The organism is Pseudomonas sp. KT_2_4 (genome assembly GCF_041410225.1).
Lineage (GTDB): Bacteria > Pseudomonadota > Gammaproteobacteria > Pseudomonadales > Pseudomonadaceae > Aquipseudomonas > Aquipseudomonas paracarnis.
Genome location: NZ_CP166962.1, coordinates 2735178 through 2754306, shown reverse-complemented (window position 1 = coordinate 2754306; position 19129 = coordinate 2735178). Strand labels below are relative to the sequence as shown.

General features: G+C 59.0%; 16 protein-coding genes. 11 read left to right on the top strand and 5 right to left on the bottom strand.

The window, feature by feature from the left end; translation table 11 throughout:
• Nucleotides 1–15 precede the first annotated feature (15 nt).
• Both AB9N64_RS12720 and AB9N64_RS12715 read left to right on the top strand, forming a co-directional pair.
• Nucleotides 16–1374: a DUF1329 domain-containing protein gene (locus AB9N64_RS12720; protein WP_371360332.1), complete on the top strand. Its 1359-nt coding sequence runs from the start codon at nucleotides 16–18 to the stop codon at nucleotides 1372–1374.
• Nucleotides 1375–1604: 230 nt separating this feature from the next.
• The gene (locus AB9N64_RS12715; RefSeq protein ID WP_371360331.1) at nucleotides 1605–4100 is read left to right on the top strand and encodes a LuxR C-terminal-related transcriptional regulator; all 2496 of its coding nucleotides are present in this window, start codon (nucleotides 1605–1607) and stop codon (nucleotides 4098–4100) included.
• On the opposite strand, the gene AB9N64_RS12710 is transcribed toward AB9N64_RS12715, so the two are convergent.
• Complete coding sequence (locus tag AB9N64_RS12710; RefSeq protein WP_060768063.1) at nucleotides 4097–4972, bottom strand: helix-turn-helix domain-containing protein; 876 nt, start codon at nucleotides 4970–4972, stop codon at nucleotides 4097–4099. The two genes, AB9N64_RS12715 and AB9N64_RS12710, sit on opposite strands and share 4 nt — an antisense overlap.
• Before the next feature lie 136 nt (nucleotides 4973–5108).
• On the opposite strand from AB9N64_RS12710, the gene AB9N64_RS12705 reads away from it, so the two are divergent.
• On the top strand, nucleotides 5109–6047 hold the full coding sequence (locus AB9N64_RS12705; RefSeq protein ID WP_058410980.1) for a DMT family transporter: 939 nt from the start codon (nucleotides 5109–5111) through the stop codon (nucleotides 6045–6047).
• A gap of 63 nt (nucleotides 6048–6110) precedes the next feature.
• On the opposite strand, the gene norR is transcribed toward AB9N64_RS12705, so the two are convergent.
• A complete protein-coding gene (gene norR, locus AB9N64_RS12700) occupies nucleotides 6111–7658 on the bottom strand; it encodes a nitric oxide reductase transcriptional regulator NorR (protein ID WP_032902541.1) in 1548 nt (515 codons plus the stop codon).
• Between the two features lie 147 nt (nucleotides 7659–7805).
• Here norR and hmpA point away from each other — a divergent pair, with 147 nt between their 5' ends.
• On the top strand, nucleotides 7806–8987 hold the full coding sequence (hmpA, locus tag AB9N64_RS12695; protein WP_014719866.1) for an NO-inducible flavohemoprotein: 1182 nt from the start codon (nucleotides 7806–7808) through the stop codon (nucleotides 8985–8987).
• A gap of 100 nt (nucleotides 8988–9087) precedes the next feature.
• Here the strand turns inward: hmpA and AB9N64_RS12690 are convergent, their stop codons facing one another.
• A complete protein-coding gene (locus tag AB9N64_RS12690; RefSeq protein WP_172832683.1) occupies nucleotides 9088–10029 on the bottom strand; it encodes a transposase in 942 nt (313 codons plus the stop codon).
• 357 nt (nucleotides 10030–10386) lie between these two features.
• Here AB9N64_RS12690 and AB9N64_RS12685 point away from each other — a divergent pair, with 357 nt between their 5' ends.
• The 7 genes from AB9N64_RS12685 (at nucleotide 10387) to queC (ending at nucleotide 17367) form a co-directional block, all read left to right on the top strand.
• On the top strand, nucleotides 10387–10893 hold the full coding sequence (locus AB9N64_RS12685; RefSeq protein WP_014719865.1) for a disulfide bond formation protein B: 507 nt from the start codon (nucleotides 10387–10389) through the stop codon (nucleotides 10891–10893).
• Nucleotides 10894–11687: 794 nt separating this feature from the next.
• Nucleotides 11688–12629 carry a ubiquinol oxidase subunit II gene (gene cyoA / locus AB9N64_RS12680; protein WP_003194054.1) on the top strand — a complete coding sequence of 314 codons (942 nt, stop codon included), beginning with the start codon at nucleotides 11688–11690 and terminating at the stop codon, nucleotides 12627–12629.
• A 3-nt stretch (nucleotides 12630–12632) separates the two neighbouring features.
• Nucleotides 12633–14651, top strand: coding sequence for a cytochrome o ubiquinol oxidase subunit I (cyoB, locus tag AB9N64_RS12675; protein WP_003194053.1), 2019 nt, complete (start codon nucleotides 12633–12635; stop codon nucleotides 14649–14651).
• Between the two features lie 3 nt (nucleotides 14652–14654).
• Nucleotides 14655–15281, top strand: a complete 627-nt coding sequence (locus AB9N64_RS12670) for a cytochrome o ubiquinol oxidase subunit III (protein WP_003194052.1) — start codon at nucleotides 14655–14657, stop codon at nucleotides 15279–15281.
• The gene (gene cyoD, locus AB9N64_RS12665; RefSeq protein WP_003194051.1) at nucleotides 15281–15616 is read left to right on the top strand and encodes a cytochrome o ubiquinol oxidase subunit IV; all 336 of its coding nucleotides are present in this window, start codon (nucleotides 15281–15283) and stop codon (nucleotides 15614–15616) included. Before AB9N64_RS12670 ends, cyoD begins: the two co-directional genes overlap by 1 nt.
• A gap of 11 nt (nucleotides 15617–15627) precedes the next feature.
• Entirely contained in the window at nucleotides 15628–16515 is an 888-nt protein-coding gene (gene cyoE / locus AB9N64_RS12660; RefSeq protein WP_019817484.1) for a heme o synthase, read from the top strand.
• Nucleotides 16516–16668: 153 nt separating this feature from the next.
• Complete coding sequence (queC, locus tag AB9N64_RS12655) at nucleotides 16669–17367, top strand: 7-cyano-7-deazaguanine synthase QueC (protein WP_014719863.1); 699 nt, start codon at nucleotides 16669–16671, stop codon at nucleotides 17365–17367.
• A gap of 107 nt (nucleotides 17368–17474) precedes the next feature.
• On the opposite strand, the gene AB9N64_RS12650 is transcribed toward queC, so the two are convergent.
• Nucleotides 17475–18338, bottom strand: coding sequence for a queuosine precursor transporter (locus tag AB9N64_RS12650; RefSeq protein WP_014719862.1), 864 nt, complete (start codon nucleotides 18336–18338; stop codon nucleotides 17475–17477).
• Complete coding sequence (locus AB9N64_RS12645) at nucleotides 18325–18930, bottom strand: helix-turn-helix transcriptional regulator (RefSeq protein WP_003194047.1); 606 nt, start codon at nucleotides 18928–18930, stop codon at nucleotides 18325–18327. The genes AB9N64_RS12650 and AB9N64_RS12645 overlap by 14 nt, the downstream gene beginning before the upstream one ends.
• Between the last annotated feature and the right edge of the window lie 199 nt (nucleotides 18931–19129).

Sequence of the window (19129 nt, the reverse complement as noted above, 5' to 3'; positions counted from 1 at the left end):
GAAGGACAAGACCCTATGCGTAAGATGATTGCAATGTTGGCCCTGAGCGTATTGGCCGCCAACGTAATGGCGGCGGTATCGCCCGAAGAAGCAGCCAAGCTCGGCACTTCCCTGACCCCGGTCGGCGCGGAAAAAGCCGGCAACGCCGATGGCTCGATTCCGGCCTGGACCGGCGGCATCCCCAAGAATGCAGGCGCGGTGGACAGCAAGGGGTTTCTCGCCGACCCCTTCGCCAGTGAAAAACCACTGTTCGTGATCACCGCTGCCACGGTGGACAAGTACAAGGACAAGCTCTCCGACGGCCAGGTGGCGATGTTCAAGCGCTACCCCGAGACCTACAAGATTCCGGTGTACACCAGCCACCGCACGGTCAACTTGCCGGCGGACATTTACGAGTCGATCAAGCGCAGCGCCGTGAATGTGAAGGCGATCAACGATGGCAACGGCCTGGAGAATTTTACCGGCAACCGTTACTACGCGTTCCCTATCCCGAAGAATGGCGTGGAGGTGCTGTGGAATCACATCACCCGTTACCACGGCGGCAACCTGCGGCGCATCATCACCCAGGCCACGCCACAGACCAATGGCAGCTACACGCCGATCCGTTTCGAAGAAGAAGTGGCGGTGCCGCAAGCCATCCCGGATATCGACCCGGCCAAGGCCGCCAACGTGCTCAGCTATTTCAAGCAATCGGTCACCGCCCCGGCGCGGCTGGCGGGCAACGTACTGCTGGTGCATGAAACCCTCGACCAGGTGAAGGAACCGCGCCTGGCCTGGATCTACAACGCCGGCCAGCGCCGGGTGCGGCGCGCGCCGCAGGTGTCCTACGACGGCCCAGGCACCGCCTCCGACGGCCTGCGCACCACCGACAACTTCGACATGTTCTCCGGCGCGCCCGACCGTTATGACTGGAAACTGGTGGGCAAGAAGGAGATGTACATTCCCTACAACAGCTACAAGCTCGATTCGCCAAGCCTCAAGTACGACGACATCATCAAGGCCGGGCATATCAACCAGGACCTGACCCGTTACGAGTTGCACCGCGTGTGGGAAGTGGTCGGCACCATCAAGCCCAGCGAGCGGCACATCTACGCCAAGCGCCATATGTATATCGATGAAGACAGCTGGCAGGTTGCGCTGGTAGACCATTACGACGGTCGCGGCCAACTATGGCGCGTTGCCGAAGGCCATTCGCAGTTCTACTACGACCACCAGGTGCCGGCCTACACCGTGGAAACCCTGTACGACCTGATTGCCGGACGCTACATCGCGCTGGGCATGAAGAACGAGGAGAAAAGCAGTTTCGTGTTCGGTTTCGCAGCCAAGGCGGCGGACTACACCCCGGCTGCACTGAGGTCGGCGGGCGTTCGCTGATTCCACACTGAAATGAGGTTGAAAATGTGGGAGCTGGCTTGCCTGCGATAGCGGTGGGCCAGGCCGCTCATCGATTGCTGTTGCACCGCCATCGCAGGCAAGCCAGCTCCCACACTGAAGGACGTATACCTTGGTTTTTATGGTCTTCAATCAACCCGCTGAATACTTCTTCAACAACCGCCAACCACAGGTCTAGGGTGACGCAACAATAAAAACAGCAGGATGCAGCAATGACCGCCATGACCCGCTGCCTGGACCGTTCTGGATTTATGCCACGGCTGTCCGCCCACCATGTGTTGCGTGCGCGGCTGACTGTGCCGCTGCTGACGGCGCAGGCGCGGGTAAGGTTGCTGTGCGCGCCGGGTGGCAGTGGCAAGAGCGCGTTGCTCGCCGAGTGTGCGTTGCAGGCGCCGAAGGGGTGTCAGGTGGTGTGGATGCCACTCAACGGTGCCGCGCTCAGCCCCTTGGAATTCTGCGCACGGCTGGCGCAGCAGCTTGGCTTGCCGTTTGTGGATGAAGCCACGTTATTGCTCGACTTGGGCCGTTGGCCACACACCACGTGGTTGTTTCTGGATGATTTCTGTCGCTCACCTGCGCCTGAGCTGGATGCGCTGCTGGACCGTTTGCTCGCCGCTGGCAGCCCGCAGTTGACCTGGTGGCTGGGCGCGCGACGGCGCCCGTTGTGCAATTGGCCACGCCTGTTGCTCGACGATGAGTTGCTGGAGTGCAGCGAGTTGTTTTTCAGCGCTGAGGAAGTCGAGCAACTGCTCGCCCCGGGGCATACCGTCGACAGCCTGATGCAGTTCAGCGCCGGTTGGTGCGCCGGTGTGCGTATCGCCTTGTTGGGCGACGGCCACCCCGACAAGACCCTGCTCGATTACCTGCAGCATGAGCTGTTCAACACCTTGTCGGCACCATTGGCTGAGGTCTGGCGGGTGTTGGCCCATCTGCCGCGTTTCAACCTGAACCTGTGTGAGTACTTGTTCGGTGGTGGTGACGGCGCTGAGCATTTGCGCGAGTTGCAGGCACTGGGTGCGTTTATCCAGCCCTGGGAAGACACGAGCGACTGGCTCCACGTTTTCCCACCGTTGGCGCGACTGCTGCGCGATGAGCCCTGGCCGGCCAAACGCTCCTGGCACCGACGCGCGTGCCAATGGTTCAGCGCCGAGGGTGACTGGCAGGCCGCGTTCGAGCAGGCGTTGCTGGCGCAGGAATACGAAGTGGCGGTGAGCCTGTTGCAGTATTTCAGTTTTGAGGATCTGTTTCGCCAGCAAAATGCCCTGCTGCTGTTGCGCCTGCATGAACAGCATGGCGATGAGTTGATGTTGGGTTCGGCGCAGTTGGTGGGGCTGCTTACGGCCGCGTTGTTGTTTGCCGGGCGCTTCGAACAGGCCGCCTTGTGCATCGACCAACTGGCCCGGTTCGCCCCGCAACCGACGGCCGCCGCGCAGCGCTACCTGCTGGCGCGTTGGCAGGCGCAGTGGGGGTGGTTGCTGCATTTGAGCGGTGATGCCGAGCGCTCCCGTGAGCACTTTCTCGAAGCCCTGCAAGCGCTGCCTGACAGCGCCTGGACATCACGGCTGATGTGCCTGTCGGGCCTGACCCAGCAAGCCTTGCTGCGCGGTGAGTTGGAGGCCGCCCAACGCTTGAACCGTGAAGCGCTATGCCTGGCCCGGGCCCACGGTTCGCTGGTATTGGAGGCCCTGCTGGAGTTGGATCACGCCCAGTTGTTGGAACAGCGTGGCGCGCCGTACCGGGCACAAAGCCTGTTGGAAACGGTGCAAGCGATGTTGGCCGGGCAACGGCTCACCGCCGGGCCGTTGGTGGGGCGTATTGTCCTGCGATGTGGGCATCTGGCCTTGCGTCAGGGCCAAGACACCCTGGCCGCCGAGTGTTTCGAGACCGGCTTGAGCATGTGCCTGCAAAGCCAGGACAAGCGCGTGCTATATGGCTATCTCGGCCTGGCGCTGTTGGCGGCCAACCGTGGCGACTACGCCCAGGCGTTCATTCAATTGCGCGACGCTGAGCGCCTGATGCAGCAGCGCCATGTCCCGGAGACGGTGTATCGCGCGGTGTTGTTGTTGGTCAGCGGACACCTGTGGCTACAACAGGGCCGGGCTGAATTGACGGTACAAGCGGTGCGCCGGGTGTTGCGCCATTTCCGTGGGCCCAGTGCCAAGCAGGCACCGCCGGCGACCCTGGAACTGATCCCGCGTCTGGAGTATTTGCTGGTGCTGGCCGAGGTCAGGCTGGGCTGTGCCGAGCAACCTATCGCACGGCTCAATGCCTTGCTCGAAACCTCCCGGCAGCGCGGCATGCTGTGTCTGGAAACCGAACTGCACCTGGTGTTGGGTGAGGTGACCTGGCAACTCGGTGACCCGGCGTTGGCCCGTCGTGCATTGCAGGCCGGGCTGGCGCTGGCGGCTCGTTGCCAGGTACAGCAGGCGATTCGCGAACTGCGCTTGCGTGCACCCGGGCTATTGAGTGAGCTGGGCCTGGAGCCTCAGGTCACGCCTGCCGGTGCGACGCAAAACCCTCTGAGCCAGCGCGAACTCGAAGTGTTGCAGTTGATCGCCCTGGGCAACTCCAATCTGGAAATCGCCGACCGCCTGTATATCTCCTTGCACACCGTCAAGACCCATGCACGGCGCATCCACAGCAAACTCGGGGTGGAGCGCCGCACTCAGGCGGTGGCCAAGGCCAAGACGCTGGGCTTGATGGCCTAGGCGCGCAGTGCCTGGCGATATTCACCCGGGGTGGCGCCCATGGCTTGGCGAAAGCGTTGGTTGAAATGGCTGGCGCTGGAAAAACCGCACCTCAAGGCGACCTCACCCAAGGGCAGCGAGCCGCTGCGCAGCAAAGTTTGCGCGCGTGCCAGGCGGCGTGCCAGCAGGTATTGATGGGGCGGCACGCCGAAGCTCTGACGGAACATCCGGGCGAAATGGTATTCCGACAGCGCGCACATCGACGCCAACTGGCCGAGGCTGATGGGATCTTCAACATGGTGGTCGATGTACTCCACCAAACGCCGCCGTTGGTGCGCCGCCAACCCGCCTTTGAGGCGCAGGCCGTCGCGCACGCCGACCTGGTTGAGCAGGGTGTGGCTGAGCAGTTCATGGGCCAGGCTGCTGGTCAGCAGGCGCTCGCCGGGTTCGAGCCAGTTGAGGCTAATCAACTGGTGAAAGCGTCGGGCCTGACGGGCGTCCTCAAGGAAGGTCGTCTCACGCAACTGCAACTCCCGCGGCTCGCGGTCCAGCAAGGTGACGCAGCCGAGGGCAAATTGCTCCGGGCTGAAATACACATGGGCCAGGCGTATCTCGCCATTGATCACCCACGCCGACTGGTGCTCGGCCGGCAGTATGCACAATTTGTCGGGGCCGCCCTTGGTGCCTGGCCGGTCACGGCGAAAGGTGCCCGTGCCGCCGCCGATATAACAGGACAAAGTGTGATGGCTGGGCGCCTGGTAGTCCTGGGCATCGTGGTGGTTGCTCCACACGGCCGCAGACAAACCGTCACCGAGCTCGGCGCAGGCTTCCAAGCGTGCGTGAGGCGAGCGGTTGAGGGATTGAAAGACGTGCAGCGATTCCAGCTCTGGCATGGTGTGTTCTCCGACGTCTTGCATCCTACTCCCGGCGGCGGGCGCTGTGAGCCCATCGCCCGACAAAAGCGCAAGAATGTGCAAGAACCTCAGGGTGGTTGAAGGCAACACTGTGGCTCAAACGACGGAGCCTGCTATGAACCTCTTCCTGTATTTACTCACGGTGCTGATTTGGGGCACCACCTGGATTGCGCTCAAGTGGCAGCTGGGCGTGGTGGCGATTCCCGTGTCGATTGTCTATCGCTTCGGCCTGGCGGCGCTGGTGCTGTTTGCGCTGTTGCTGCTCAGCCGCAAGTTGCAGGTGATGAACCGGCGCGGGCACCTGATCTGCCTGGCCCAAGGGCTGTGCCTGTTCTGCGTCAACTTCATGTGCTTTCTCACTGCCAGCCAGTGGATCCCCAGTGGCCTGGTGGCCGTGGTGTTCTCCACGGCGACCTTGTGGAACGCGCTCAATGCCCGGGTGTTTTTCGGCCAGCGGGTGGCGCGTAACGTGTTGATGGGCGGGGCGCTTGGGTTGCTGGGGCTGGGCTTTTTATTCTGGCCTGAGCTGGTTGGGCATACCGCTAGCCCGCAAACCCTGTTGGGCCTGGGCTTGGCCCTGCTGGGCACCCTGTGCTTCTCGGCGGGCAACCTGTTGTCCAGCCTGCAACAGAAGGCTGGGCTCAAGCCGTTGACCACCAATGCCTGGGGCATGGCCTATGGGGCGGCGATGCTGGCGACCTATTGCGCGGTGCGTGGCATTCCCTTCGAGATGGACTGGAGTGCGCGGTATATCGGTGCGCTGTGGTACCTGGTGATCCCGGGTTCGGTGATTGGTTTTACCGCTTACCTCACCCTGGTGGGCCGCATGGGCCCGGAGAAGGCGGCGTATTGCACGGTGCTGTTTCCGGTGGTGGCGCTGAATGTGTCGGCCGTGGCCGAGGGCTACCAGTGGACGGCGCCGGCGTTGATGGGGCTGGTGCTGGTGATGCTGGGGAATGTGCTGGTGTTTCGTAAACCCCGTGCGCTCGATTGTTCCCACGCTCTGCGTGGGAATACCGCTGGGGACGCTCCGCGTCCGCTCTCGAGGCCATGACGCGGAGCGTCGGGTGAGGCATTCCCACGCGGAGCGTGGGAACGATCAACGGAGGTGCCTGCTTTATTTGAGGCCTAGCCGCTTGGCCATGCGCCCCAGGTTGGCGCGGTCCAGGCCCAGTTCGCGGGCGGCGCTGGCCCAGTTGCGCTGATGGCGTTCCAGGCAGGCGCTGATGAGTTGGCGCTGGTAGTGCTCGGTGGCCTGGCGCAGGTCGCCGCTGACCATGGGCAGGGCTTGGGCCGGTGCTTGTTCTGCCACCGCCGTACTCACGTCGGGCAAGTCCAGGTCCAGGGCGCTCAGGCTGAGAATTTTCGGGCGCTCGCGGCAGTTGCCCAGGGCTTTCAACGCGCTGCGGCCGATCAAGTGCTCCAGCTCGCGCACATTGCCGGGCCAGTTGTAGGCCAGCAACGCCGCCTGGGCATCGCCGGTCAGGCGCAGGCTGCCCAGGCCCATGCGCGAACGGTTCTGTTCAAGGAAGAAGCCAGCCAACAGCAGCACATCACGCCCGCGTTCACGCAGTGCCGGCACTTGCAGCGGGTACACGCTCAGGCGGTGGTAAAAATCGGCACGGTAGCGGCCATTGCGCACTTCTTCGGCAAGGTCGCGGTTGGTGGCGGCAATCAGGCGCACGTCCACCTGGTGTTCCTTGTCCGAACCCAGGCGCTGCAACTGGCCGCTTTGCAGCACGCGCAGCAGCTTGGCCTGTACGCTCAATGACAGTTCACCGACTTCGTCCAGGAACAACGTGCCGCCGTTGGCCAGTTCAAACTTGCCTCGGCGCTCATTCAGCGCTCCGGTGAAAGCGCCGCGTACATGGCCGAACAGCTCGCTTTCTACCAGGGTTTCCGGCAGTGCGGCGCAATTGAGGCTGATCATCGGCTTGTCGGCACGCGATGACGCGGCATGGATCGCCTGGGCCACCAGCTCCTTGCCGACCCCGGTTTCGCCGGTGATCAGCACGGTCAGGTCGCTGCCGCCTACCAGCTTGATTTCCTCGACCAGCCGTTTATGCGCCTTGCTCTGGCCGATCATTTCCTTGTGCTGCTGGCCGCTGGCCTGGCGATAGATTTCGGCGCGCTGGTGCTCGTCTTCGGCCCGCAGCGCCAGGCGCTCAATGCGTTCAGCCACATTGACCGTGGCCGCGGCGAGGCTGGCGAAGGCCTGCAGCGCGTCCAGTTCGACCCGTTCAAAGCGCTCGTTGTCGAGAGCGTCAAGGGTCAGCAGGCCCCACGGCTGGTCGTCGATAAACAGCGGGCAGCCCATGCAGTCGTGGACTTCGAGGTGGCCGTGTAAACCGGCGACCAGGCCGTCATAGGGGTCGGGCAATTGGCTGTCGCTGTCGAAGCGGGTAGGGCCGGGGCTACTCAGCAGTATTTCAAAGCGCGGGTGTTCGCTGATCTTGAAACGTCGGCCCAATGTGTCAGGGCTCAAGCCATCCACCGCCAGCGGCACCAGCCACTCGCCATCCAGCCGCAGCAGCGCGGCGGCATCGCAGGGCAACAGGGCGCGCATGGTTTGCAGCAGGCGGCGGTAGCGCTCGCCTTCGGGCAGTTCCCGGGACAGATCGGCGACCAGCGGCAGCAGGGCGGTGAGCAGCGGTTTTGCAGTCATAATGACTCCTTGTAGTCGATATGACTATAAAGCGTAGGAGGTCATACTGACTACATAATGTTTAAACTATTGAAAAACATGGGTTTATTAGTTGGCACGAATACTGACTACCTAAGGGTAATGAGTAAAAAGACCGAGGAGTCTCCCATGCTGAGTGCCCAAGACCGTGCCATTGTTAAATCCACTGTGCCCCTGCTGGAAAGCGGCGGTGAAGCACTGATCACCCATTTTTACCGCATGATGCTGTCCGAGTATCCCGAAGTCCGTCCGCTGTTCAACCAGGCCCACCAGGCCAGTGGTGACCAGCCTCGCGCCCTGGCCAATGGCGTGCTGATGTACGCGCGGCATATCGACCAGTTGGACCAACTGGGCGATCTGGTGGCCAAGATCATCAACAAGCACGTGGCCTTGCAGATTCTGCCGGAGCATTACCCCATCGTTGGGGCCTGCCTGCTGCGGGCTATTTCCGAAGTGCTGGGCAGCGAGATTGCCACCCCCGAGGTCATGAGTGCCTGGGGCGCGGCCTACGGCCAGTTGGCGGACATTCTGATCGGCGCCGAAGCGGCCATCTACGACGAAAAAGCCCAGGCGCCCGGCGGCTGGCGGGGTGCGCGGGCGTTTCTGCTGGTCAAGCGCGTGGAGGAGAGCGACGAGATCATCTCCTTCTACTTCGCCCCGGTGGACAACGGCCCGATCCTGGCCGCAGCCCCCGGCCAGTACATCGGTCTGAAACTGGTGCTCGATGGCGAAGAAGTGCGCCGCAACTATTCCCTGTCGGCCCTCACCGACACCGGGCTGTACCGCATCAGCGTCAAGCGCGAAGTGGGCGGGCGGGTCTCCAATTACCTGCACGACCAGATGCACGTCGGCGCGACCATTGACCTGTTCCCGCCGTCGGGCGAGTTCACCCTGGCCGCCAGTGATAAACCGCTGGTGTTGATCAGCGGCGGGGTAGGCATTACGCCCACACTGCCGATGCTCGAAGCCGCCCTGGCAACCGAACGCCCGGTGCACTTCATCCATTGCGCCCGTAACGGCGGGGTGCATGCGTTCCGTGATTGGGTGGACACGCTGGCGGCCCAGCATCCGCAGCTCAAGCGTTTCTACTGCTATGCCGAGGATGACGGTATCAGCCCGGCGGCAGACCAGGTCGGGATGCTCAACCAGGAGCAACTGGCAGCCTGGTTGCCTGAGCAGCGTGATATTGATGCCTACTTCTTGGGCCCCAAGGGTTTCATGGCGGCGGTCAAGCGTCATCTCAAAGCGCTGGGTGTGCCGGAGAAGCAGGCGCGCTATGAGTTCTTTGGCCCGGCGGCGGCGTTGGAATAGAATTTGGCCAATTGACCGTATCGGCATCATCGCGGGCAAGCCCGGCTCCCACAGAGGATTGCATTCCAATGTGGGAGATTCTATGGTTGAGGGGCAACCCTCAACCAACTTTTGGCTGATATTCGCTTTGCCCTTTCAGCAGAGCGAACACCACCCTAGCAAGCTTGCGGGCCAGTATTACCAACGCCTGTGTGGTGCTATAGCCTCGCGCCCTCTGTGCTTGATAAAACGCTTTCCATGTCTCTGTTCGGCTAGCCGCCATCGCTGCGTTATGCAGCAGGCGCCGAGCTTCTGAGTCGCCGCGCTTACTTAAACTACGACGACCATCCTTCTGTCCTGACTTGTTGACGCGCAAATCCATACCAAGAAAGGCGATAAACGCGTCCGAATTCCTGAACTCTCCCCGTTGGAAGGTGGCAATCAAACGCGCGCCAGTCAAAAAACCGATACCTTCGACTTTCAAGCAACGCTTCAACTGACCCAGTAAACCTGCTTCTTTCAGGCAGTCACTGATCATTTTTTCGATTAACCCTTCCAGTCTCTGCATCGACTTCACCTGCTCGGCAAACGAGGCCTTAAGAAGCGGCTCGTTCGCCCAGCTTTGCGTCAGGCTGACGCGCGCCTGAACCAAGGCTGCGCGCCGACGAAACAGGCTTAGAAGATGGCGATACAGCGGTGATGGAGGTGTCCAGGGACGCAGTTCGTCTGCCTCCTTTCTCAAATAGCGGACGAGCAACTTGGCATCCAAAGCATCGGTCTTGGCCCGGATCTTCACGCTTTCGCGGTAATGCTTGAGCTCATAACCTCCAACCATGTAAACCACGCAACCAGCTTCATGAGCTAGATCAGCAAACTCCAAGTGGTAGATATTGGTGGCTTCAATTGCGATGGCCACTTTGCAGGACAAGGCCTTCAGCCATTTTTTGATAGCGGCTTTGGTGTTTGGGATTGTTTCTAACAAATCGACTTCAGCGTGATAAATCACCAGTTCATTCTTAGCGACATCGACGCCTACGATTGGCTTTGAGACAGAAACTGGCATTGCCATGGGGCTTCCTCCGGGCTAAGGTTTTGAGCACTTGAAGGGCTCACCCAGAGGCGCAGGCTTGTTCCTATCGTCGGTCATAGCCAGATGCATTCTTTATCGGCGCTTGGGTGAAAGGAGGAGGGGCGAAATCTCCCACGGTCTGTACTGCGTCAACAGTCAGAATCGGGCTTTGTCCCTTCTCCTCCCTTCAAGTCCTAGCATACAAGCCGGGCTTGCCCGCGATGGCGGCCGCACGATCATTACATTTGCCACGATTAATCCGCTGTTAACCCCCCTCTGTTTTAACCACTGCCTGTGTGTAAACTCGTTGCCATCAGGCACAACCATAATCAGAGAAAGGGAAAGACGGGGATGATTGACGACATGCGTTTAGGCAGGGAGCGGCGCTTTCTGGTGTTGCTGGGCATCATCTGCCTGGCGCTGATTGGCGGGGCGCTGTACATGCAAGTGGTGCTGGGCGAAGCGCCGTGCCCGCTGTGCATTCTGCAGCGCTACGCCTTGCTGCTGATTGCGCTCTTCGCGTTCATCGGCGCCGCCATGCGCACCAAGGGCGCGCTGACGTTCTTTGAAGGGTGGGTGGTGCTCAGCGCCTTGGGTGGCGTGGCTGCGGCCGGCCACCATGTGTACACCCAGTTTTTCCCCCAGGTCAGCTGCGGCATCGATGTGTTGCAGCCGATCGTCGACGACCTGCCCCTGGCCAAGGTGTTTCCCCTGGGCTTCCAGGTCGACGGCTTCTGCAGCACCCCCTACCCACCGATCCTCGGCCTGTCCCTGGCCCAATGGGCGCTGGTGGCTTTCGTGCTGACGGCGATCCTGGTGCCCCTGTGCATCTATCGCAACCGTCACCCCAAAGCCTGAGTCACTGCGGTTGCCAAACGCTCCGTTCCTTCTGAATGAAGGCCGGAGCGTTTTTGTTTGTAGGGATTTGTGAAAGCACCGTGACGAGGGGCAACGGAAGGTGCGCGCAGCGTGCGACATGTTGTCACACGGACGCTGTCGCAGGACGTTTCTGACCCGCCAAATCGGCCCTTTAATTTGCACCCGGCGCACAAATTGTGCTGTCAGTTCGTGGTTCGTGCAGTGGCCCGATTTGTGTGCGGCTCCAACCCCTGCTGCCTCTATGAATGCCTTGTTTTATGGGGACTTGGACGGCATCCGCATGCCCTTACAAGCCGTAAGGGAAGTGGCACTGTGCCCAATAACACGGCAATTTTTGTGGTTTTTGTTGAGAATCGAACACGATAAGATCGCGAATCTTTGCAACTTTGGTGAAGGATTGTTGCTGGAATCGATAAAAATTATTTCTTTATAAGACATGGTTTATACATCGCTAGCTAACTACAATCGCCCGCACTGAATGTCCGGTGCTGTTCAATATTTGAGCATTGGAGCGGTCGAGGAGCAGATGGAAGGCTCAATGCGACCCCAGGTTCCGGCAGCCTTTCAACTATCCGCACCAAATGGAATTGGTCTGTAACAAGGCCTTTAGCCACGAAATCGAATAAGAACTCACTGCAGGTCCGTGAAACGTACAGTCATGACGTGTCGGGCAGGCTCTTATTCAATCGAAGAGAAATGCCAACCCTTGGCAGGGTGAAGTGTTGGCGATCAAAACCCAACTGCATTGCGCAAGCTGCTTTAGAGGTCGTGAGATGAGTAAAAACAGGTACCCCCGATTACTAGGCTTTTTGCCGCTGCTTGGCATGATGTTAATGCTGGGAGGCTGCAAGTGGACCTTGCTCGACCCAAAAGGACAGGTCGGTCTGGATGAACGAAACCTGATCATCACCGCTACCCTGCTGATGCTGCTGGTTGTGGTGCCTGTGATCGTGATGACCTTCGCCTTCGCCTGGAAATACCGCGCGTCCAACACCAGCGCTACCTACGCGCCGAAGTGGTCGCACTCCACCAAGATCGAGATCGCGGTGTGGCTGGTTCCGATCCTCATCATCATCGCCCTGGGTTACATCACCTATAAGTCGACCCACGCGCTGGACCCGTACCGTCCGCTGGAGTCCGACGTCAAGCCTGTGAACATCCAAGTGGTCGCGCTGGATTGGAAGTGGCTGTTCATCTACCCGGACCTGGGTATCGCCACTGTCAACGAGATCCGCTTCCCGGAGCACACCCCGCTTAATTTCCGGATCACCTCCGACGCCGTGATGAACTCGTTCTTCATCCCAGCACTGGGTGGCCAGATCTACGCGATGGCAGGCATGCAGACCCGCCTGCACCTGATCGCCAACCAGAAAGCTGAAATGGAAGGCATCTCCGCCAACTACAGCGGCGCTGGCTTCACCGGCATGAAATTCAAAGCGATCTCGACAAGCCAGGAAGATTTCGACGCCTGGGTAGCTGCAGTCAAGGCCGCACCTAAACAGCTTGATCAAGCTGAATACGATGCTCTGACCAAACCGAGCCAGAACAACCCTGTCGCCTTGTACTCCGCGTATGAGCCGGACCTGTTTCAGAAAATCGTCGACAAGTACGAAGGTATGAAGCCAGGCAAGCCGGTCAAGCACGAGAAGAAAGAAGTGGCCGTGGTTGAAGGTTCTGATACGGGCGCGCATTCAACTGCTGGGGCAGAGGAGTAAACGATGTTTGGTAAATTAAGTTGGGACGCGGTCCCATTCCACGAGCCGATCGTAATGGTGACTATCGCCATGATCGCGCTGGGTGGTTTGGCGCTGGTTGCGGGTATCACCTATTTCAAGAAGTGGTCCTACTTGTGGACCGAGTGGTTGACCTCGGTCGACCACAAGAAAATCGGCGTCATGTACGTCATCGTTGCCATGGTCATGCTGCTGCGTGGTTTTGCCGACGCCATCATGATGCGTACCCAGTTGGCCATGGCCACCGAGGGTTCGCCTGGCTACCTGCCACCTGAACACTATGACCAGATCTTCACCGCTCACGGTGTGATCATGATCATCTTCATGGCGATGCCATTCTTCACCGGCTTGATGAACCTTGCCTTGCCGCTGCAGATTGGTGCGCGTGACGTTGCCTACCCGTTCCTGAACTCCCTGAGCTTCTGGCTGCTGGTGTCCGGCGTGGTGCTGATCAACGTTTCCCTGGGCGTCGGCGAATTCGCCAAGACCGGTTGGGTTGCGTATCCGCCATTGTCGGGCTTGCAATACAGTCCGGGCGTGGGTGTGGACTACTACATCTGGGCGCTACAGTTATCAGGGCTCGGGACGACATTGACGGGGGTCAACTTCCTGGCCACCGTCCTGAAAATGCGCGCCCCTGGCATGAAACTGATGGACATGCCGATCTTCACCTGGACCTGCACCTGGGCAAACGTGCTGATCGTGGCTTCGTTCCCGATCCTGGCCGCTACCATGGCGCTGCTGTCGCTTGACCGTTACCTGGATTTCCACATTTTCACCAATGAACTTGGTGGCAATCCAATGATGTACGTGAACCTGTTCTGGGCATGGGGTCACCCTGAGGTGTACATCCTGATCCTGCCGGCGTTCGGTATCTTCTCCGAAGTGATCTCGACCTTTACCGGCAAGCGCCTGTTCGGTCACCACTCGATGGTCTACGCCTCGGGCGCAATCTCCGTACTGGGCTTCATGGTATGGCTGCACCACTTCTTCACCATGGGTTCGGGGGCCAGCGTCAACGCCTTCTTCGGCCTGGCGACGATGCTGATTTCCATCCCGACGGGGGTGAAGCTATTCAACTGGCTGTTCACCATCTACCACGGTCGTCTGCGCATGACCAGCCAGGTTCTGTGGACCCTGGGCTTCATGGTGACCTTCGCCATCGGCGGCATGACCGGCGTACTGCTGGCCATCCCGGGTGCTGACTTCGTGCTGCACAACAGCCTGTTCGTGATCGCTCACTTCCACAACGTGATCATCGGTGGTGCGGTATTCGGCTACATCGCTGGTTTCAGCTTCTACTTCCCGAAAGCGTTCGGCTTCAAGCTGCACGAAGGTTGGGGCAAGGCTGCGTTCTGGTTCTGGATCTCGGGCTTCTTCGTCGCGTTCATGCCGCTCTATGCACTGGGCTTCATGGGCATGACCCGTCGTCTGAACGCCACCACCAACCCTGAGTGGGTACCGTACCTGTACGTTGCCATGTTCGGTGCGGTGATGATCGCTGTGGGCATCGCCTGCCAGCTGATCCAGCTGTATGTCAGCGTGCGTGATCGCAAGCAGAACATGTGCGAATCCGGCGACCCATGGAACGGCCACACCCTGGAATGGTCGACCTCGTCGCCACCACCGTTCTACAACTTCGCCGTGATCCCTACTGCGAACACCATTGATGCGTTCACCGAAGCCAAGGAAGACGGTACTGCGTACCAGAAGCCCAAGCACTACGAGCCGATCCACATGCCAAACAACACCGCCACTGGCGTGGTGATGGGTGCGCTGTTGACCGTGTTCGGTTTCGCGATGATCTGGCACATCTGGTGGCTGGCAATCGCGAGCCTGGTGGGCACTATCGGTTACTTCATCATTCACGCTGCCCGTGATGATCAAGGCTACATGGTGCCGGTCGAAACGATCGAACGCATCGAAGCCGAGCAGCACGCTCGCCTGGTAGCCGAGAAGAAGATCCCGGCCAACCGTGTAGAAACCTCGTTGGAACAGGCTTAAACCATGTCGAACTTAGTGACCAATGCTGGACACGCCCATGTCGATGACCATGGGCACGATGACCACCACCACGACTCGGGGCCAATAACCGTCTACGGTTTCTGGCTCTACCTGATGACCGACTGCATCTTGTTTGCGTCGATCTTCGCGGTGTACGCGGTACTGGTAAACAACGTAGCGGGGGGCCCGTCGGGCCACGACATCTTCGAACTGCCTTACGTGCTCGGCGAAACCGCCTTGCTGTTGTTCAGTTCGATCACCTACGGCTTCGCCATGTTGGCCTTCTACAAGGGCAACAAGAAGGGCGTACTGAGCTGGCTGGGCCTGACCTTCCTGTTCGGCCTGGGCTTTATCGGCATGGAGATCAACGAGTTCCACCTGCTGATCTCCGAAGGCTACGGCCCGCACCGTTCCGGCTTCCTGTCGGCGTTCTTCACGCTGGTCGGCACCCACGGTCTGCACGTATCCGCTGGCCTGCTGTGGATGGCGGTGATGATGTATCAGGTCAATAAGCACGGCCTGACCAACACCAACAAGACCCGCCTGAGCTGCCTGAGCCTGTTCTGGCACTTCCTGGACGTGGTCTGGATCTGCGTATTCACCGTCGTTTACTTGATGGGGACTCTGTAATGGCTAATGCACACTCCCATGACAGCCACGATTCAAGCCACGGCAGCGTAAAGTCGTACGCCATCGGCTTCATCCTGTCGGTCATCCTGACTTTGATCCCGTTCGGCCTGGTGATGTACCCAACCTTGCCGAAGTCGATCACCTTGATGATCGTCCTGGCGTTCGCGGTGATTCAGGTTCTGGTTCACCTGGTGTACTTCCTGCACCTGGACCGCTCCAAAGAGCAGCGCGAGAACGTGATCGCGTTTGTGTTCGCAGGCCTGGTGATCGTTCTGCTGGTTGGTCTGTCGCTGTGGATCATGTTCAGCATCCACACCTACATGATGGCGAAGTGAGGTAAGACCCGATGTCGCTTAAGCACTTTATCCAAATCACCAAACCGGGGATCATTTTCGGTAACGTGCTTTCTGTGGCGGGCGGTTTCTTCCTGGCCTCCAAGGGACATGTCGATCTGGCCATCTTCCTGGCAGCAATGATCGGTACGTCCCTGGTGGTTGCTTCCGGTTGCGTATTCAACAACTGCATCGACCGTGACATCGATATCAAGATGGAGCGCACCAAGAATCGCGTGCTGGTCCAGGGGCTTATTTCCCTGAAGCTGGCACTGATCTTTGCGACCGTCCTGGGTGTTGCCGGTGTGGCCCTGTTGTACAAGGTGGCCAACCCATTGGCGGCGCTGTTTGCCGTGATTGGCTTTGTCATCTACGTCGGTCTCTACAGCCTGTACCTCAAGCGCAAGTCGGTTCACGGCACGCTGGTGGGCAGTCTGTCGGGGGCGATGCCGCCGGTGATTGGTTATGTGGCTGTGACCAATAGCTTCGACATGGCCGCGCTGGTGCTGCTGGTGATGTTCAGCCTGTGGCAGATGCCGCACTCCTACGCCATCGCGATTTTCCGCTTCAATGACTACCTGGCTGCGTCGATTCCGGTATTGCCGGTCAAGCGTGGCATCCAGGTGGCCAAGAAACATATTCTGCTCTACATCCTGGCCTTCCTCGTGGCGACCTTGATGTTGACCTTCAGTGGCTACGCCGGCATGAGCTACCTCGCCGTCGCCGCCGCCATGGGCATGTACTGGTTGTACATGGCCTGGACCGGCTACAAGGCGGTGGATGACACCGTCTGGGCGCGCAAGCTGTTCGTGTTCTCGATTTTCACCATCACCGCGCTCAGCGTGATGATGTCCCTGGATTTCCAAGTGCCGAAAGAGCTGTTGCTGACCTACGCCCACTGAGTGGTCTTGCAGTAAAAAAGCCCCGCCTTCGAAAGTCGTGCGGGGTTTTTTATTGAGCGCTGCGCTAAACCGGATACGCTGCGTTATCGTTGACGTTTTTCGCGAGCGAGCGCACTCCTACATCCCAATTCTACAAATGCAGGAAGCAATGCAATGAGTAAAAAAGCCGTGATGGTCTTCAGTGGCGGGCAGGATTCGACCACCTGTCTGATCCAGGCCCTGCCGCTGTATGACGAAGTGCACTGCATTACCTTTGATTACGGCCAGCGCCATGTGGCAGAAATCGAAGTGGCCCAGAAGCTGGCCAAGCAGTTGGGGGCCACTGTGCACAAAGTGATGGATGTGTCCCTGCTCAATGAGCTGGCGATCAGCAGCCTGACGCGCGACAACATCCCGGTACCGACCGTGAACAGCTCGGGTGAAAGCCTGCCGAGTACCTTTGTGCCGGGGCGCAACATCCTGTTCCTGACCCTGGCTGCGATCTACGCCTATCAAGTGAAGGCCGAGACCGTCATCACCGGTGTGTGCGAAACCGACTTCTCAGGCTACCCCGATTGCCGGGATGAGTTTGTCAAAGCACTCAACCAGGCCCTCAAGCTGGGCATGGAATACGACGTGCGCCTCGACACCCCGTTGATGTGGCTGAACAAGGCCGAAACCTGGGCCCTGGCCGACTATCACGGGCAACTGGAGCTGGTGCGCGAGCAGACGCTGACTTGCTACAACGGCATCATCGGTACCGGCTGTGGCGAGTGTGACGCGTGCAACCTGCGCGCTCGGGGCTTGAATGACTACCTGCAGAACAAGACAACTGTCATGCAGAGCCTCAAGCACAAGTTGCAGCTGAAATAACCCTTGTAGGAGCGAGCTTGCTCGCGAAGAACGTCAACGATAACGCAGCGCATCGGGTTGAACGCGGCGCGCTCGGGTTCTTCGCGAGCAAGCTCGCTCTTACAGGATTATTGATAGCGCTTGAACAATGAACGTGCCCCGTAGGCAGGCAGGATGTTGAAGAACGCAAAGCCGACTTTGATCGCGATCTGTACATAGATCATGCTGAGTATGTCGCTGGTCTGCATCGCCCCGTAGAAGGCGATAAAGCAGAACAGGAAGCTGTCGATAATCACTGCAAAGAACGTACTGAGGAATATCCGCAGGTATAGGTACCTGGAGTTGGTCAGCTCCTTGATCTTGCACAGCAAATAGGAATTTATATTCTCCGACACCAGGAACGACACCGAAGAGGCCACCAGCACCGACGACACTTGCAGGATCACGTCGGTATAAGGCCCATCCAGCTTCCAGCCCGGTAGCCCCGGCAGGAACGTGGAGCCATACAGCAGGATGATGATCATCGCGTTGCTGGCAAACGCAAACAGAATGGCTCGCCTGGCCAGGCGCAAGCCAAAATTCTCGTTGAGCAAGTCCACGATCAAGAAGGTCAGTGGGTACAGGAACGTGCCCGGCGTGACGATGATGCCCAACGACTCCAGGTAAATCGGTTTGGTCGCGGCAATGCTGGTGAAGATATAGAAGGTGAACAGCAGCAAGTTCAGGATGATGTAAATCATCCAGGAGTTTTCATTGCGGTCGTTTATATCGTAGGCGGTCAGTGTCCCGCCTTGGGAGTAGAATTTTTTGTACAGATTCTTGATTTCCATCTTGTTGAAGTTGTCCATCATTTCACTGCTGAGCACTTCACTCAGCTTGATCTTGAGGACCTTGCCCGTGGCGATCACCATGATCACCGCCAGGCGTTTGTCGTTTTCAAAGCCCAGTAACTTGTATTTGCTGTTTTCCACGGCGCCCTCAGACGTTGTCATTGAAGCGCTCCTCAAGGATGTCGCCGATGACACACAAACGCTCTGAGTTCCCGCAGGGTTCGAGGGTGATGAACAGCTTCTTGGTGGCGCGGTCGTACACTAGCTTTTCTTTATCGTCGCTCGACGAGCCTTTCTGCACGATCAGCAAGTCCCCCGGTTCATTGAGGCCCGGAATCCCGTGCTCCAGGCGCACGCCGATCAAGTTGCAGGCGCTGCCGAAGTAATACGTCAGCGGATGAAGCGTGGCCAGTTCACCGATGCGCTTGCCCAGGTTCTGCATGAGCAGGCTTTCCTTGAGCACAGGCACTGCCGCCGGGTTCTTGTTACCCAGTGGGGAAACATTGCTCTCGATGACTTCCTTGGCCTCAAAACTGATGGTCTCGATTTCTTCGTAGGAGACGCCGAAGAAGTCCGAGATTTTGCGAATGGTCGACTGCTGTACGTTAACGACCTTGCCTTCCAGGATGTTGTAGATGGTGGTCCTGGTCAGGCCGGCGGCACTGCTTAACGAAAGCTGGGTTTCGCCACGACTCTTGATCAAGTACTTGATGTTGCTCTTCAAGTGCTCGGTTTTTTCCCGTCTGTGTATCAAGTGCTCACCACTTCCATTTAGTCATCAGTCCATGCCGGCAGAACCCGTTCTTGAAGGTTCGCGGCAGTGAAAGTGTTGCATGCGCCCGCTATAACAATAAAGTGCTGAGTGCAGGGATACGCCTTGGTGGTAAATCAGGCAACGGCTTTCTCGTCATAGTCTTCTATACGGCCTGCGCGAATCCCTCGCGCCTCTACAA

What these genes read in the sequence shown, in the direction of transcription:
- AB9N64_RS12720 (WP_371360332.1), top strand. Translation starts at nt 16, where the DNA reads ATGCGTAAGATGATTGCAATGTTGGCCCTGAGCGTATTGGCCGCCAAC.
- AB9N64_RS12715 (WP_371360331.1), top strand. Translation starts at nt 1,605, where the DNA reads ATGACCGCCATGACCCGCTGCCTGGACCGTTCTGGATTTATGCCACGG.
- AB9N64_RS12710 (WP_060768063.1), bottom strand. Translation starts at nt 4,972, where the DNA reads ATGCCAGAGCTGGAATCGCTGCACGTCTTTCAATCCCTCAACCGCTCG.
- AB9N64_RS12705 (WP_058410980.1), top strand. Translation starts at nt 5,109, where the DNA reads ATGAACCTCTTCCTGTATTTACTCACGGTGCTGATTTGGGGCACCACC.
- norR (WP_032902541.1), bottom strand. Translation starts at nt 7,658, where the DNA reads ATGACTGCAAAACCGCTGCTCACCGCCCTGCTGCCGCTGGTCGCCGAT.
- hmpA (WP_014719866.1), top strand. Translation starts at nt 7,806, where the DNA reads ATGCTGAGTGCCCAAGACCGTGCCATTGTTAAATCCACTGTGCCCCTG.
- AB9N64_RS12690 (WP_172832683.1), bottom strand. Translation starts at nt 10,029, where the DNA reads ATGCCAGTTTCTGTCTCAAAGCCAATCGTAGGCGTCGATGTCGCTAAG.
- AB9N64_RS12685 (WP_014719865.1), top strand. Translation starts at nt 10,387, where the DNA reads ATGATTGACGACATGCGTTTAGGCAGGGAGCGGCGCTTTCTGGTGTTG.
- cyoA (WP_003194054.1), top strand. Translation starts at nt 11,688, where the DNA reads ATGAGTAAAAACAGGTACCCCCGATTACTAGGCTTTTTGCCGCTGCTT.
- cyoB (WP_003194053.1), top strand. Translation starts at nt 12,633, where the DNA reads ATGTTTGGTAAATTAAGTTGGGACGCGGTCCCATTCCACGAGCCGATC.
- AB9N64_RS12670 (WP_003194052.1), top strand. Translation starts at nt 14,655, where the DNA reads ATGTCGAACTTAGTGACCAATGCTGGACACGCCCATGTCGATGACCAT.
- cyoD (WP_003194051.1), top strand. Translation starts at nt 15,281, where the DNA reads ATGGCTAATGCACACTCCCATGACAGCCACGATTCAAGCCACGGCAGC.
- cyoE (WP_019817484.1), top strand. Translation starts at nt 15,628, where the DNA reads ATGTCGCTTAAGCACTTTATCCAAATCACCAAACCGGGGATCATTTTC.
- queC (WP_014719863.1), top strand. Translation starts at nt 16,669, where the DNA reads ATGAGTAAAAAAGCCGTGATGGTCTTCAGTGGCGGGCAGGATTCGACC.
- AB9N64_RS12650 (WP_014719862.1), bottom strand. Translation starts at nt 18,338, where the DNA reads ATGACAACGTCTGAGGGCGCCGTGGAAAACAGCAAATACAAGTTACTG.